The following is a 15,248-nucleotide window of genomic DNA, read 5'->3' as shown; positions in this document are numbered from 1 at the left end:
GAATTTGCAATGATTCGCATAACCATGCAGAATCGACGAAATGGCCGACGTAATAAGGGTGGCGGTTGCCGGTGCCAGCGGTTATGCCGGCGGGGAGATTCTGCGCCTGCTGCTCGGGCACCCCGCCTATGCCGATGGTCGGCTCACGATCGGCTCGGTGACCGCTGCGGCGAGCGCAGGCAGCGCGCTGGGCGAGCACCACCCGCATCTCACACCGCTGGCTCAGCGGGTGGTCGAGCCCACCGAGCTCGACGTGCTGCGCGGACATGACGTGGTCTTCGTGGGCTTGCCGCACGGACATTCGGCGGCGCTGGCCGAACAGCTCGGCCCCGAGACGCTGGTGATCGACTGCGGTGCGGACTTCCGGCTCACCGATCCCGCCGCGTGGGAACGGTTCTACGGATCCCCGCATGCGGGCAGTTGGCCCTACGGCCTGCCGGAGTTGCCCGGCGCCCGGGAGCGGCTGCGCGGCACCCGCCGCGTCGCGGTGCCGGGTTGCTATCCGACCGCGGCGTTGCTGGCATTGCTGCCGGCGGTGGCCGAGGACCTGGTCGAACCGGCCGTCACGGTGGTCGCGGTCAGCGGCACCTCAGGAGCGGGGCGCGCCGCCAAACCCGACCTGCTCGGCTCCGAGGTGATCGGGTCGGCGCGGGCCTACAACATCGCCGGCGCTCACCGGCACACGCCCGAGATCGCTCAGGGGCTGCGGGCCGTCACCGATCGCGACGTCACGGTGTCGTTCACCCCGGTGCTGATCCCCACCTCCCGCGGCATCCTGGCCACCTGCACCGCGCGCACCAAGGCGCCACTGTCGCAGGTGCGGGCGGCATACGAAAAGGCTTACGACGGCGAACCTTTCATCTACCTGATGCCCGAGGGACAGCTGCCCCGCACCGGCTCGGTGATCGGCAGCAACGCCGCGCACGTCGCCGTCGCGGTCGACGAGGACGCCGAGACGCTCGTTGCGATCGCCGCGATCGACAACCTGGTCAAGGGGACCGGCGGCGCCGCCGTGCAGTCGATGAACCTGGCGCTGGGTTGGCCGGAGACCCAAGGACTTTCGGTGGTCGGGGTGGCGCCATGACTGACGTCGTTCCCGAAGAGCCCACCGAGGCATCCGCTGCGCGGCTGGTGCGCACCCAGGGCGTCACCGCGGCCGCCGGCTTCCGGGCGGCCGGAATCGCCGCCGGGATCAAGGCTTCCGGTGCACGCGACCTCGCGCTGGTGTTCAACGAAGGACCCGACTACGCGGCCGCCGGGGTGTTCACCCGCAACCAGGTCAAGGCCGCGCCGGTGCTGTGGACTCAGCAGGTGCTCACCACCGGCCGTTTGCGTGCGGTGATCCTCAACTCCGGCGGTGCCAACGCCTGCACCGGGCCCGGCGGTTTCCAGGACACGCACGCCACCGCGGAGGCGGTCGCTCGCGCATTGTCGGACTGGGGAACCGAGACCGGGGCCGTGGAGATCGCCGTGTGCTCCACCGGGCTGATCGGCGACCGGCTGCCGATGGACAAGGTGCTCGACGGTGTCACGCACATCGTGCACGAGATGCACGGCGGGCTCAGCGGTGGCGACGAGGCCGCCCAGGCGATCATGACCACTGACACGGTGCCGAAAAAGGTTGCGCTGCACCATCAAAGCAATTGGACGGTCGGTGGGATGGCCAAGGGAGCGGGCATGCTCGCGCCCTCACTGGCCACCATGTTGTGTGTACTGACCACCGACGCGGTCGCCGACTCCGCGGCACTCGACCACGCACTGCGCGCCGCGACCGCGCGCACCTTCGATCGGCTCGACATCGACGGCTGCTGCTCCACCAACGACACCGTGCTGCTGCTGGCCTCCGGCGCCAGCGGGATCACGCCGTCTCAGGCCGAGCTCGACGACGCCGTGCGGCAGGTCTGCGACGACCTGTGTCGTCAGCTGCAAGCCGACGCCGAGGGGGTGACCAAGCGCGTCACCGTGACGGTGACCGGCGCGTCCTGCGAGGCCGACGCCGTGACGGCCGCCCGCGCGGTCGCCCGCGACAGCCTGGTCAAGACGGCGATGTTCGGTTCGGACCCCAACTGGGGCCGGGTGGTGGCCGCCGTCGGCCTGGCGCCGGGGGTGTTCGTGGATCCCGATCGAATCACCGTGTCTTTCAACGGGTTTACCGTCTGCCTCAACGGGACCGGGGCGCCGGGCTCACGCGACGTGGATCTGTCCGGGACCGATATCGACGTCATCGTCGACCTCGGCCTCGGCGACGGCGAAGCGTCGATCCGGACCACCGACCTGTCGCATGCCTACGTCGAAGAGAACTCGGCCTACAGCACATGACGGCGAACATCAGCACCGACGAACTGTCCACTCAAGTCAAAGCACAAGTGCTCGCCGAAGCACTGCCCTGGCTCATCCAGTTGCACGGCAAGATCGTCGTGGTCAAATACGGCGGCAACGCGATGACCGACGAGTCGCTGCGTCAGGCCTTCGCCGCCGACATGGCGTTCCTGCGCAACTGCGGAATCCATCCCGTCGTCGTGCACGGCGGCGGCCCGCAGATCACCGCGATGCTGCGCCGGCTCGGCATCGACAAGGGTGACTTCAAAGGCGGATTCCGGGTCACCACACCGGAAGTGCTCGACGTGGCCCGGATGGTGCTGTTCGGACAGGTCGGCCGGGAACTCGTCAACCTGATCAACGCCTACGGACCCTATGCCGTCGGCATCACCGGCGAAGACGCCCAGCTGTTCACGGCGGTGCGGCGCAGCGTCACCGTCGACGGCGTGGCCACTGACATCGGCCTGGTGGGTGACGTCGATAAGGTCAACACCGCCGCGGTGCTGGATCTTATTGCGGCGCGGCGTATTCCGGTGGTATCGACGCTGGCGCCCGACGCCGAGGGTGTGGTGCACAACATCAACGCCGACACCGCCGCGGCCGCGCTGGCCGAGGCGCTGGGTGCCGAAAAGCTGTTGATGCTCACCGATGTCGAAGGCCTGTACACCAGCTGGCCGGACCGCGATTCGCTGGTCAGCGAAATCGACACCGCCACATTGGCGCAACTGCTACCCAGTTTGGAGGCGGGCATGATCCCGAAGGTCGAAGCGTGTCTGCGGGCGGTCACCGCGGGCGTGCCCAGCGCACATGTCATCGACGGCAGGGTCAAGCACTGCGTGCTGGTCGAGCTGTTCACCCACGCCGGGACCGGCACCAAGGTGGTGGCGGCGTGAGGACCTTTCCTGTCGCCGAGCGTCACGCCAGCGTGGCGTTGGGCGCCGAAAGCCACGCTGGCGTGACATTCGGGAAGGTGGTGGCGGCGTGAGTAACACTGACACCATGCGGCAGCGGTGGGAAGCCGTGATGATGAACAACTACGGCACCCCGGCGATCGCGCTGGCCAGTGGCGAGGGCGCGGTGGTTACCGACGTGGACGGCAAGAGCTACCTGGACCTGCTCGCCGGCATCGCGGTCAACGTGCTCGGCCACGGCCACCCGGCCGTCATTGAGGCGGTCACGCAACAGCTCTCGACGCTGGGGCACACGTCGAACCTGTATGCCACCGAACCCGGCGTCGCGCTGGCCGAAGAACTGGTAGCCCTGCTGGGAGCCGACGCCACCACCCGGGTGTTCTTCTGTAACTCGGGCACCGAAGCCAACGAGATGGCGTTCAAGATGTCGCGGCTCACCGGCCGCACCAATCTGGTTGCCGCGCAAGAGGGTTTCCACGGCCGAACGATGGGCTCGCTGGCGCTCACGGGCCAGCCGGCCAAGCAGGCGCCGTTCGAGCCGTTGCCCGGCGACATCACGCACGTGCCTTACGGTGACGCCGATGCGCTGGCGGCCGCCGTCGACGACCAGACCGCGGCGGTATTCCTGGAGCCGATCATGGGGGAGAGCGGCGTCGTCGTCCCGCCCCCGGGCTACCTGGCCGCGGCCCGCGAGATCACCGCACGACACGGCGCCCTGCTGGTGCTCGACGAGGTGCAGACCGGAATCGGGCGGACCGGAGCCTTTTTCGCCCACCAGCACGACGGCATCACCCCCGATGTGGTAACGCTGGCCAAGGGGCTCGGCGGGGGGCTGCCGATCGGAGCGGTGCTGGCCATCGGGCCTGCGGCCGACCTGCTGACCCCCGGCCTGCACGGCAGCACGTTCGGCGGCAACCCGGTGTGCACCGCCGCCGCGCGCGCGGTGCTGCGGGTGCTGGTCGACGACGACCTGGTCCGGCACGCCGAGGATCTGGGAAAGACGTTGCGCCACGGCATCGAAGCGCTGGGCCACCCGCTGATCGACCACACCCGAGGCCGCGGGTTGTTGTGCGGCGTGGTGCTGGCCGCGCCGAAGGCCAAGGAGGTGGAGGCCGCCGCGCGGGAGGCCGGATTCCTGGTCAATGCCACCGGAGCTGACGTCATCCGGTTGGCGCCGCCGCTGGTGATCACCGAGGCCCAGATCGACAGCTTCCTCACCGCGCTGCCCGCGATCCTCGACAAGGCCGCGGCGTGAGGCACTTCCTGCGCGACGACGACCTGTCTCCGGCCGAACAGGCCGAGGTCCTTGAGCTGGCCGCCGAGCTGAAGAAGAACCCGTTCAGTCGTCGCCCGCTCGACGGGCCGCGCGGGGTCGCGGTGTTGTTCGACAAGAACTCCACCCGGACGCGCTTCTCCTTCGAGGTGGGTATCGCGCAGCTGGGCGGACACCCCGTCGTCGTCGACAGCAGCAACACCCAGCTGGGCCGCGACGAGACGTTGCAGGACACCGCGCGGGTGCTGTCCCGCTACGTCGACGCGATCGTGTGGCGGACCTTCGGGCAGGACCGGCTGGAGGCGATGGCCTCCACCGCGACGGTGCCGGTGGTCAACGCGCTCTCGGACGAGTTCCACCCCTGCCAGGTGCTGGCCGATCTGCAGACCATCGCCGAGCACAAAGGGTCGCTGAGCGGGTTGTCGCTGTCCTACTTCGGCGACGGTGCCAACAACATGGCGCATTCCCTGATGCTCGGCGGGGTCACCGCCGGAATGCATGTGACGATCGCGGCGCCGGAGGGCTTCACGCCGGATCCGGCCGTGCTGGCCGCCGCCGAGCAGCGCGCCGCGGTGACCGGCGCTTCGGTCACCGTGAGCGGCGACGCCGACGCGGCCGCCGCGGGTGCCGACGTCTTGGTGACCGACACCTGGACGTCGATGGGCCAGGAAGCCGATGGGCTGGACCGGGTAAAACCGTTTCGGCCATTCCAGATCAACGCCCGCTTGCTGGGGCTGGCGAAGCCGGAAGCCATTGTGCTGCACTGCCTTCCGGCCCACCGCGGCGACGAGATCACCGACGAGGTGATGGACGGGCCGGCCAGCGTCGTCTTCGACGAGGCCGAAAACCGGCTGCACGCCCAGAAGGCGCTGCTGGTGTGGTTGCTGGAGCGGTCGCGATGACGCGCAGCAAGGCCACCGCCGACATCACCCGGGCCGGGCGTCAGGCCCGCATCGTCGCGATCCTGTCGTCCTCGTCGATCAGCAGCCAGAGCGAGCTGGCGGCCAGGCTCGCCGACGAGGGCATCGAGGTCACCCAGGCCACGCTGTCGCGCGATCTCGAAGAGCTCGGCGCGGTGAAGCTGCGCGGCGCCGACGGCGGCGTCGGCGTCTACGTCGTCCCGGAGGACGGCAGTCCGGTGCGGGGCGTCTCCGGCGGCACCGCGCGCTTGTCGCGACTGCTGAGCGAGCTGCTGGTGTCCACCGATGCCAGCGCGAACCTCGCGGTGCTGCGCACTCCGCCGGGCGCGGCTGACTATTTGGCCAGCGCAATCGATCGCGCGGCGTTACCGTACGTCGTCGGCACCATCGCCGGAGACGACACTCTGTTCGTGGCCGCTCGGGAACCGATGACCGGCGCCGAGCTGGCCCGAACTTTAGAAAACCTCAAGTAAATCTAGGAGATTGATTCATGTCAGAGCGCGTCATCCTGGCGTATTCCGGCGGTCTGGACACCTCGGTGGCCATCAGCTGGATAGGCAAGGAGACCGGCCGCGAGGTCGTAGCGGTTGCAATCGACCTCGGCCAGGGCGGCGAGGACATGGAACTCGTGCGCCAGCGGGCGCTGGACTGCGGTGCGGTCGAAGCGGTCGTCGTCGACGCCCGTGACGAGTTCGCCGAGGGCTACTGCCTGCCGACGGTGCTGAACAATGCGCTGTACATGGACCGCTACCCGCTGGTGTCCGCGATCAGCCGGCCGCTGATCGCCAAGCATCTGGTCGCGGCGGCTCGCGAGTACGGCGGCAGCATCGTCGCACACGGCTGCACCGGCAAGGGCAACGACCAGGTCCGCTTCGAGGTCGGATTCGGTTCGCTGGCACCGGATTTGGAGGTGCTCGCGCCGGTCCGTGACTACGCGTGGACACGCGAGAAGGCGATCGCGTTCGCCGAGGAGAACGCGATCCCGATCAACGTCACCAAGCGCTCACCGTTCTCCATCGACCAGAACGTATGGGGTCGCGCGGTGGAAACCGGCTTCCTGGAACACCTTTGGAACGCGCCCACCAAGGACGTGTACGACTACACCGAAGACCCGACCCTCAACTGGAGCACGCCCGACGAGGTGATCGTCGGCTTCGAGCGGGGCGTCCCCGTGTCGATCGACGGCAAACCGGTGTCGGTGCTCGAGGCGATCGTGGAGCTCAATCGACGGGCCGGCGCCCAGGGGGTCGGGCGCCTCGACGTCGTCGAGGACCGCCTGGTGGGCATCAAGAGTCGCGAGATCTACGAGGCGCCCGGCGCGATGGTGTTGATCACCGCGCACGCCGAGCTCGAACATGTCACCCTCGAGCGCGAATTGGGCCGATTCAAGCGCCACACCGACCAGCGCTGGGCCGAGTTGGTCTACGACGGGCTGTGGTTCTCGCCGCTGAAGGTCGCCCTGGACAGTTTCGTCGCCAAGACCCAGGAGCATGTGTCAGGCGAAATACGAATGGTGTTGCACGGCGGGCACATTGCGGTCAACGGCCGGCGTAGCTCGGAATCGCTCTACGACTTCAACCTGGCCACCTACGACGAGGGCGACAGCTTCGACCAGTCGGCGGCCAAGGGCTTCGTCTACGTGCACGGATTGTCGTCCAAGCTGTCGGCCCGCCGAGACCTGGCCGCCGAGGCGTGAGTGTGAATTTCACGCCGAGACACGCCGTCGAACCGTCGCAGGGTTCACACTCGCCGCGGCGTGAGGGCGGAGTGAGCGCCCGGTGACCACCAACGAGGGATCCCTGTGGGGCGGACGGTTCGCCGACGGCCCGTCGGATGCACTGGTCGCGCTGAGTAAGTCGACGCACTTCGACTGGGTGCTGGCGCCCTACGACATCACCGCGTCGCGCGCGCACACCATCGTGCTGTTCCGGGCCGGACTGCTCACCGAGGAACAGCGCGACGGGCTGCTGGCCGGCCTGGACAGCCTGGCCGCAGACATCGCCGACGGCAGTTTCGGCCCGCTGGTCACCGACGAGGACGTGCACGGCGCGCTGGAGCGTGGACTGATCGACCGGGTCGGCCCCGAGCTGGGCGGACGGCTGCGGGCCGGGCGGTCGCGTAACGACCAGGTGGCCACGCTGTTCCGGATGTGGCTTCGCGACGCGATCCGCCGCGTCGCCGCCGGCGTGCTGGACGTCGTCGCTGCGTTGGCCGTCCAGGCCGACGCCCATCCGACGGCGATCATGCCGGGCAAGACGCATATGCAGTCCGCCCAGCCGATCCTGCTGGCCCATCACCTGCTCGCGCATGCCCACCCGCTGCTGCGCGACGTGGACCGCCTCGCCGACTTCGACAAACGCGCGGCGGTGTCGCCGTACGGCTCGGGAGCGCTGGCCGGCTCGTCGCTGGGCCTGGATCCGGACGCGATAGCCGCGGACCTGGGTTTCGCCACCGCCGCCGCCAATTCCGTCGACGCGACGGCCGCCCGCGACTTTGCCGCCGAGGCGGCGTTCATCTTCGCGATGATCGGAGTCGACCTGTCCCGGCTCGCCGAGGACATCATCATCTGGAGCTCGACCGAGTTCGGCTACGTCACGCTGCACGACTCCTGGTCGACCGGCAGCTCGATCATGCCGCAGAAGAAAAACCCCGACATCGCCGAGCTGGCCCGCGGCAAGTCGGGGCGGCTGATCGGGAACCTGGCCGGGCTGCTGGCCACGCTGAAGGCACAGCCGCTGGCCTACAACCGCGACCTGCAGGAAGACAAGGAACCGGTGTTCGATTCGGTCGCCCAGCTGGAGCTGCTGCTGCCGGCGATGGCCGGGCTGGTCGGCAGCTTGACGTTCCACGTCGAGCGGATGGCGGCGCTGGCCCCGGCCGGCTACACCCTGGCCACCGATATCGCGGAGTGGCTGGTGCGGCAGGGGGTGCCGTTCCGGTCCGCGCACGAGGCCGCGGGTGCGGCCGTACGCACGGCCGAAGGCCGCGGTGTCGGCCTCGAGGAGCTGACCGACGACGAACTGGCGGCCATCAGCCCCACCTTGCGGCCCGACGTCCGCGAGGTGCTGACCGTCGAGGGCTCGGTGTCCTCCCGCGACGCCCGCGGTGGCACCGCGCCCGACCGGGTCGCCGACCAGCTACGCGATGTCCTGGAAAGCTGCGCGGAGCTGCGGTCGCGGCTGGCCGCGCAGATCGAGAGATGACTTACCCCGCGTAACCGCGGTTTGCTGTGGCCATTCTCTCAGGTCAGAGCCGTATTGCGGCGGTGCTGGCACAAAAGGAATAAACTTGCTGCTCGTAACCACAGGCTTGAACCCGTCGACCTGCATGTTCGTCACCAAGGGGTGGGACCAATGAGCGTCATCGCAGGAGTTTTCGGTGCGTTGCCGCCGTATCGCTATTCCCAGCGAGAGCTCACCGAGTTCTTCCTCAGCATTCCCGGCTTCGAGGACTACGAGGACATCGTTCGGCAGCTGCACACCAGCGCCAAGGTCAACAGCCGCCATCTGGTCATCCCGCTGGAGCGTTATCCCCGGCTGACCGACTTCGGCGTCGCGAATCAGATCTACATCGACAATGCCGTTGAGCTGGGCAGTGAGGCGCTTGCCGGCGCGCTCGACGATGCCGGCCTGCAGCCACGCGACGTCGACGTGCTGTTCACGACGACGGTCACCGGACTCGCGATCCCGTCCATCGACGCCCGGATCGCCGGGCGGCTCGGGCTGCGCGACGACGTGCGGCGGGTGCCGCTGTTCGGCCTGGGCTGCGTGGCCGGGGCGGCCGGTGTGGCCCGGCTGAACGACTATCTGCGCGGCGACCCGGACGGCGTGGCGGCCCTGATCTCGGTCGAGCTCTGCTCTTTGACCTACCCGGGGTACAAGCCCTCGCTGGCCGGTCTGGTCGGCAGCGCCCTGTTTGCTGACGGGGCCGCATCCGTGGTTGCCGTCGGCGCGGACCGCGCGGCGCAGATCGGGGCCGGCGGCCCGGACGTCCTGGATTCGCGCAGCCATCTCTACCCCGATTCGCTGCGCACCATGGGCTACGACGTCGGCACCGAAGGGTTCGAGCTGGTGCTGTCCAAGGACGTCGCGGCCGTGGTCGAGCAGTACATCGAGGACGACGTCACCGGCTTCCTGGGGGCGCATGGCCTGACCGCGACCGATGTCGGCGCCTTCGTCAGTCACCCCGGCGGTCCGAAGGTCATCGAGGCGATCACCGCGGCACTCAGCCTGCCGCCGGACGCCCTGGAACTCACCTGGCGATCGCTCGGCGAGATCGGCAACCTCTCGTCGGCGTCGGTGCTGCACGTGCTGCGTGACACCATCGCCAAGAAACCGCCCAGCGGAAGCCCGGGTCTGATGCTCGCGATGGGGCCCGGCTTCTGCTCGGAGCTCGTCTTGCTGCGCTGGCACTGATGCGGGCGTATGGATCCTGGCTCGTCTCGTAGCCCCATGAATAGCACTCCTGATGAGCTGGTCAAGGCGCTGCGTGCGTCGCTCAAGGAAAACGAGCGGCTGAAGCGGGAGAACCGCGATTACCTGGCCTTGCTCACCAAGGAAGCGTCCGAGCCGGTTGCCATCGTCGGGATGGCCTGCCGATATCCGGGCGGGGTGGACTCACCGGAAGCCCTGTGGGAGATGGTCGCCGAGGGCCGCGACGTCGTCACGGACTTTCCGGCCGACCGCGGTTGGGATCTGGCCGAGCTGTTCGACCCCGACCCGGACGCGACCGGCAAGTCGTACAACCGCTGCGGCGGATTCCTTTCCGGCGTCGCCGATTTCGACGCCGCGTTCTTCGGGATCGCGCCGAGTGAGGCGCTGGCGATGGATCCTCAGCAACGTCTGCTGCTCGAGGTGTCGTGGGAGGCGTTGGAGCGGGCCGGAATTGACCCGATCACGCTGAGGGGATCGGCCACGGGCGTGTTCGTCGGTATCTTCCACGGTTCGTATGGCGGTCAGGGCCGCGTCCCGGGGGATCTGGAGCGGTACGGCTTGCGCGGTTCGACGCTCAGTGTCGCGTCGGGCCGGGTGGCGTATTCGCTGGGCCTGGAGGGCCCGGCGGTATCGGTGGACACGGCGTGCTCGTCGTCGTTGGTGGCGTTGCATCTGGCAGCACGTTCGCTGCGCTCGGGTGAGTGCGATGCGGCGCTGGTCGGCGGCGTGACCGTGATGGCCACCCCTGCGATGTTTGTGGAGTTCAGCCGTCAGCGGGCGCTGTCTGTCGATGGTCGGTGCAAGGCCTATGCCGGTGCGGCCGACGGAACCGGCTTCTCCGAGGGCGTCGGCGCGCTGGTGCTGGAGCGGCTGGCCGACGCGCGGCGCCTGGGTCACCGGGTGTTGGCCGTGGTGCGCGGTTCCGCGGTCAATCAGGACGGCGCGTCCAACGGGCTGGCGACCCCCAACGGGCCGGCGCAGCAGCGGGTGATCCGGGCGGCGCTGGCCAGTGCCCGGTTGGCCACGGCGGACGTGGATGTGGTGGAGGGCCACGGGACCGGCACCACGCTGGGCGATCCCATCGAAGCCCAGGCGATCTTGGCGACCTACGGCCAGGACCGGCCGGCCGATCGGCCGTTGTGGCTTGGCTCGATCAAGTCCAACATGGGCCACACGTCGGCGGCGGCGGGAGTGGCCGGGGTGATCAAGATGGTGCAGGCGATGCGGCACGGTGTGATGCCCAAGACGCTGCACGTGGATGTGCCTACGCCGCATGTGGATTGGTCGGCGGGTGCGGTGTCGTTGCTGACCGAGCAGCGGGCGTGGCCTGCGCTGGATCGGCCGCGTCGCGCGGGGGTGTCGTCGTTCGGGATCAGCGGCACCAATGCGCACGTGATCCTGGAGCAGTCTCCGGTGGTGGAAAGCGTTGCGGCTGAACGCGACATGCCGGCAGCTCCATGGGTGTTGTCTGCGCGGTCGCCCGAGGCGCTGGCGGGTCAGGCGCGGCGACTGCTGGCACATGTGCAGGCAGATCCGCGGCTCGGCATTGCCGACGTGGGGTGGTCGCTGTCGTCGACCCGTTCGGTGTTCGACCATCGGGCCGTGGTCGTCGGTGCCCGCGACGAGCTGATGGCCGGGCTGGCCGGCCTGGCGGCCGGGGAGCCGGGCGCCAACGTCGTGACGGGGCGCGCACAGGCCGTCGGCAAGACGGTGTTCGTATTTCCCGGTCAAGGCTCGCAGTGGGTCGGCATGGGAGCCCAATTACTCGACACCGCACCGGTATTCGCCGAGCAGCTGAATCGGTGCGAGAAGGCGCTCGGCGAGTACGTGCAGTGGTCCCTGATCGATGTGATCCGCGGCGCGGCGGGTGCCCCGGGGCTGGATCGGGTCGACGTCGTGCAGCCGGTGCTGTGGGCGATGATGGTGTCGCTGGCCGAATTATGGCGCTCGATGGGTGTGCGGCCCGACGCGGTCATCGGCCACTCGCAGGGCGAGATCGCGGCAGCCTATGTGGCCGGTGCGCTGTCGCTGGAGGATGCGGCCCGCGTGGTGGCGCTGCGTAGCCGGTTGCTGGTGCAACTGTCCGGGGCCGGGGGCATGGTCTCGCTGGCGTGCGGCCAGGACCAGGCGCACGAGCTGTTGGCGCCCGCCGGTGATCGCCTGAATATCGCTGCGGTGAACGGTGTTTCGGCCGTCGTCGTCTCCGGAGAGGTCGACGCCCTCGAGGAGTTGATGCGCCGCTGTGAGGGTGCCGGTGTGCGTGCCCGCCGGATCGACGTCGACTATGCCTCGCATTCGGCGCAGGTCGACGCGATTCGTGAACCACTTGCGCAGGCCCTGGGCGGCATTGAGCCCCGATCCTGCGCGGTCACCTTTTTCTCCACCGTCACCGGTGAGCCCCTCGACACCGCCGGGCTGGACGCCGATTACTGGTACCGCAGCATCCGCCAGACCGTGCAATTCGCGGCTGCGGTGCGCACCGCCAGCGACGCCGGCTTCCGGGTGTTCATCGAATCCAGCCCGCATCCGGTGTTGGTTGCCGGCATCGAGGGCAGCGTCGCCGACGATGCCGTGGTCATTCCGTCGCTGGGCCGCGACGATGGGGGGCTGGACCGGTTCTGGTTGTCCGCGGGACAGGCGCACGTCGCCGGTGTGACGGTGGATTGGCGCCCCGTGTTCTCCGGCGCCCACCAGGTGCCGTTGCCGACCTACGCATTCCAGGGCCGACGATTCTGGTTGCCCCCGATGGGCATTGGTGGCGGCGATCCCGCTGGATTGGGATTGGCCGGAGCCGAGCACGGCTTGCTGAGCGCCGTGGTGCAGCGGCCCGATTCCGGCGGCGTGGTGCTGACCGGCCGACTGTCGCTGGCCGCGCAGCCGTGGCTGGCCGATCACGCGGTGGCCGGGGTGGTGTTGTTCCCCGGCGCCGGGTTCGTGGAGTTGGCGTTGCGGGCTGGCGATGAGGTCGGCTGCTCGGTGGTCGAGGAGCTGACCCTGTCCTCCCCGCTGCTGTTGCCAGCGTCGGACAGCGTCGCGGTGCAGGTCGTGGTCGGGCCCGCGGGCAGCTCGGGCCGCCGGACCGTATCGGTGTATTCCCTTGGCATGCAACCTGATTCCGAATGGGCGCTGCACGCCGAGGGTGCGTTGCGCGGCGCGGACAATGCGGGCGCGAACTTGTCGGTATGGCCACCGGTCGGGGCGACGGCAGTGGACGTCGCCGATGCGTACGAGCAACTGAACCGGCGGGGCTACGAATACGGTCCGGCGTTCCAAGGCTTACAAGCCCTGTGGCGCCTCGGCAATGAGGTCTTCGCTGAAGTCGCTGTGCCCGAGGTCGCCGGGATGCGGGTCGACGGTTTCGGAATCCATCCGGTGCTGGTCGATGCCGCGTTGCATGCAATGGGCGTGGTCGGCGACCAGGCCGAGACCATGCTGCCGTTCTCCTGGCAGGGCGTGTGTTTGCATGCCGCCGGCGCGTCCCGGGCGCGGGTGCGGATCGCCCCGGTCGGGGTGAGTGCGGTGTCGGTGGACCTGGCCGACGGAACGGGCTTGCCGGTGTTGTCGGTGCGCGAGCTGGTGGTTCGGCCGATCTCGGTCGGTGCGCTGTCGGCCGCATTGGCCGCGGCCGCCGGTGGCGGTGGCGGAGTGTACGAACTCGCCTGGTCGCCGGTTGCCCTGGAGTCCAATGCTGTTGGTGGACAAGATGTTACGGTGTGGGAGCCGAGCCCGGGCGCTGCGGTCGAGTCGGTGTATGCGGCCACCCATGAGGCGTTGGGTGTGTTGCAGTCGTGGCTGGCCGGTAGCGATGCGGGGCCGTTGGTTGTGCGCACTCACGGCGCGGTGGGGCTGGCCGGCGAGGATGTCACGAATTTGGCGGGTGCGGCGGTGTGGGGGTTGGTGCGTTCGGCGCAGGCCGAGCAGCCGGGCCGGGTGCTGCTGGTCGATACCGACGGATCGTTGGACGTCGCCGAGTTGATTGCCTGCGGCGAACCGCAATTGGTGGTGCGTTCCGGCGTCGCGCACGCGGCGCGGCTGATCCCGTCCCGGTCGGTCTCGACGTTGCCGGCGGGGCAGTGGCGGATGAGCGTGGGTGGCGGCGGCACCCTGGAAGATCTCGTGGTGCGCCCGCTTGCGCGCGCGGAGCTGGCCGCGGGGCAGGTGCGGGTGGCGGTCGCCGCGGTCGGGGTGAACTTCCGGGATGTGTTGGTGGCGTTGGGCATGTATCCCGGTGGCGGCGAACTCGGCGTCGAGGGCGCCGGCGTGATCGTCGAGACTGGTCCGGGAGTTCAGGGGCTGGCCGTCGGCGATGCGGTAATGGGGTTGCTGGGGGTGGTCGGATCCGAGGCCGTGGTGGATGCGCGGCTGGTGACCACGGTGCCGGCCGGATGGTCGCTGCCGCAGGCCGCCAGCGTGCCGGTGGTGTTCTTGACCGCTCTGTACGGATTTTCCGAGCTCGCCGGGCTGAAAGCCGGCGAAAAGGTGTTGGTGCACGCCGCCACCGGCGGGGTCGGCATGGCGGCCGTGCAGCTGGCCCGGCATTGGGGTGCCGAGGTGTTTGTCACGGCCAGTCGGGGCAAGTGGGATACGTTGCGGGCGATGGGTTTTGACGACGACCACATCGGCGACACGCGAACCGTGGATTTCGAGGAGAAGTTCCTGGCCACCACCGGCGGTGCCGGGGTGGATGTGGTGCTCAACTCGCTGGCCGGGGAGTTTCTGGACGCCTCGCTGCGCCTGCTGGTCGGCGGCGGACGGTTCATCGAGATGGGCAAGACCGACCTTCGCGACCCGGCATCGATGGCACCGGGCGTGCTGTACCGCGCCTTCGACCTGATCGAGGCCGGCCCCGACCTCACCGCCTCGATGCTGTCCGACCTGATCGAACTCTTCGACCTCGGCGTACTGAAGCCGTTGCCGGTCAAGACCTTTGACGTGCGTTGCGCCACGGCGGCGTATCGCTTCGTCAGCCAGGCCCGCCACACCGGCAAGGTGGTGCTGACGCTGCCCGACGGCCCGGGCGACTCGGTCCTCACCGGGGCCGGCGGCGGGCTGGCCGGTGGCAGCGTGCTGATCAGCGGCGGTACCGGGATGGCCGGCTCGGCGGTGGCCGCGCACCTGGTGGCGCGCTACGGGGTGGCCCATGTCGTGTTGGCCAGCCGCACCGGGGCCGATGGCCAGGGCGTGCCGGAGTTGGTGGATCGACTCACGGCTGCTGGGGCGCAGGTGTCGGTGGTGGCCTGCGACGTCGCGGATCGAGATGCGTTGGCGGCGTTAATCACCGGGTTGCCGGCGCGGTACCCGCTCAAGGGCGTATTCCATGCTGCCGGGGTGCTCGATGACGGGCTGATCGCGTCGCTGACACCGGGTCGAGTGGACACGGTGTTGCGGGCCA

Annotated in this window: 9 protein-coding genes and 1 pseudogene; all 10 read left to right on the top strand. The window is 69.1% G+C overall.

Features of this window, described 5'->3' with window-relative positions:
* Positions 1-24: 24 nt before the first annotated feature.
* Positions 25-1,084 (top strand): annotated as a pseudogene (gene argC, locus ACAG21_RS21270) (N-acetyl-gamma-glutamyl-phosphate reductase).
* The gene (gene argJ, locus ACAG21_RS21265; RefSeq protein ID WP_370498250.1) at positions 1,081-2,319 is read left to right on the top strand and encodes a bifunctional glutamate N-acetyltransferase/amino-acid acetyltransferase ArgJ; all 1,239 of its coding nucleotides are present in this window, start codon (positions 1,081-1,083) and stop codon (positions 2,317-2,319) included. Before argC ends, argJ begins: the two are co-directional and overlap by 4 nt.
* Entirely contained in the window at positions 2,316-3,212 is an 897-nt protein-coding gene (argB, locus tag ACAG21_RS21260; protein WP_370498249.1) for an acetylglutamate kinase, read from the top strand. Before argJ ends, argB begins: the two co-directional genes overlap by 4 nt.
* Positions 3,213-3,318: 106 nt before the next feature.
* Positions 3,319-4,485, top strand: coding sequence for an acetylornithine transaminase (locus tag ACAG21_RS21255; RefSeq protein WP_370498391.1), 1,167 nt, complete (start codon positions 3,319-3,321; stop codon positions 4,483-4,485).
* Positions 4,482-5,405, top strand: coding sequence for an ornithine carbamoyltransferase (argF, locus tag ACAG21_RS21250; RefSeq protein ID WP_370498248.1), 924 nt, complete (start codon positions 4,482-4,484; stop codon positions 5,403-5,405). Before ACAG21_RS21255 ends, argF begins: the two co-directional genes overlap by 4 nt.
* Entirely contained in the window at positions 5,402-5,896 is a 495-nt protein-coding gene (locus ACAG21_RS21245; protein ID WP_370498247.1) for an arginine repressor, read from the top strand. The genes argF and ACAG21_RS21245 overlap by 4 nt, the downstream gene beginning before the upstream one ends.
* Before the next feature lie 17 nt (positions 5,897-5,913).
* A complete protein-coding gene (locus ACAG21_RS21240) occupies positions 5,914-7,119 on the top strand; it encodes an argininosuccinate synthase (RefSeq protein WP_370498246.1) in 1,206 nt (401 codons plus the stop codon).
* Positions 7,120-7,201: 82 nt separating this feature from the next.
* Positions 7,202-8,626 (top strand): argininosuccinate lyase, encoded by a 1,425-nt coding sequence (gene argH, locus ACAG21_RS21235; RefSeq protein ID WP_370498245.1) that lies wholly within the window; start codon positions 7,202-7,204, stop codon positions 8,624-8,626.
* A gap of 150 nt (positions 8,627-8,776) precedes the next feature.
* Entirely contained in the window at positions 8,777-9,838 is a 1,062-nt protein-coding gene (locus ACAG21_RS21230; protein ID WP_370498244.1) for a type III polyketide synthase, read from the top strand.
* Between the two features lie 36 nt (positions 9,839-9,874).
* Positions 9,875-15,248: acyltransferase domain-containing protein (locus tag ACAG21_RS21225; protein ID WP_370498243.1), on the top strand; the 5,374-nt coding region annotated here is incomplete at its 3' end.

Origin of the sequence: Mycobacterium sp. pR1184 (assembly GCF_041287235.1) — a bacterium.
Taxonomy (GTDB): domain Bacteria; phylum Actinomycetota; class Actinomycetes; order Mycobacteriales; family Mycobacteriaceae; genus Mycobacterium.
The sequence above is the reverse complement of the archived record's forward strand: the minus strand, read 5'-3'. Positions and strand labels throughout refer to the sequence as shown.

Bases quoted from the DNA above. Each gene is read 5' to 3' on its own strand.
- argB (WP_370498249.1), top strand. From the start codon at position 2,316: ATGACGGCGAACATCAGCACCGACGAACTGTCCACTCAAGTCAAAGCA.
- ACAG21_RS21240 (WP_370498246.1), top strand. From the start codon at position 5,914: ATGTCAGAGCGCGTCATCCTGGCGTATTCCGGCGGTCTGGACACCTCG.
- ACAG21_RS21230 (WP_370498244.1), top strand. From the start codon at position 8,777: ATGAGCGTCATCGCAGGAGTTTTCGGTGCGTTGCCGCCGTATCGCTAT.
- ACAG21_RS21245 (WP_370498247.1), top strand. From the start codon at position 5,402: ATGACGCGCAGCAAGGCCACCGCCGACATCACCCGGGCCGGGCGTCAG.
- ACAG21_RS21255 (WP_370498391.1), top strand. From the start codon at position 3,319: ATGCGGCAGCGGTGGGAAGCCGTGATGATGAACAACTACGGCACCCCG.
- argJ (WP_370498250.1), top strand. From the start codon at position 1,081: ATGACTGACGTCGTTCCCGAAGAGCCCACCGAGGCATCCGCTGCGCGG.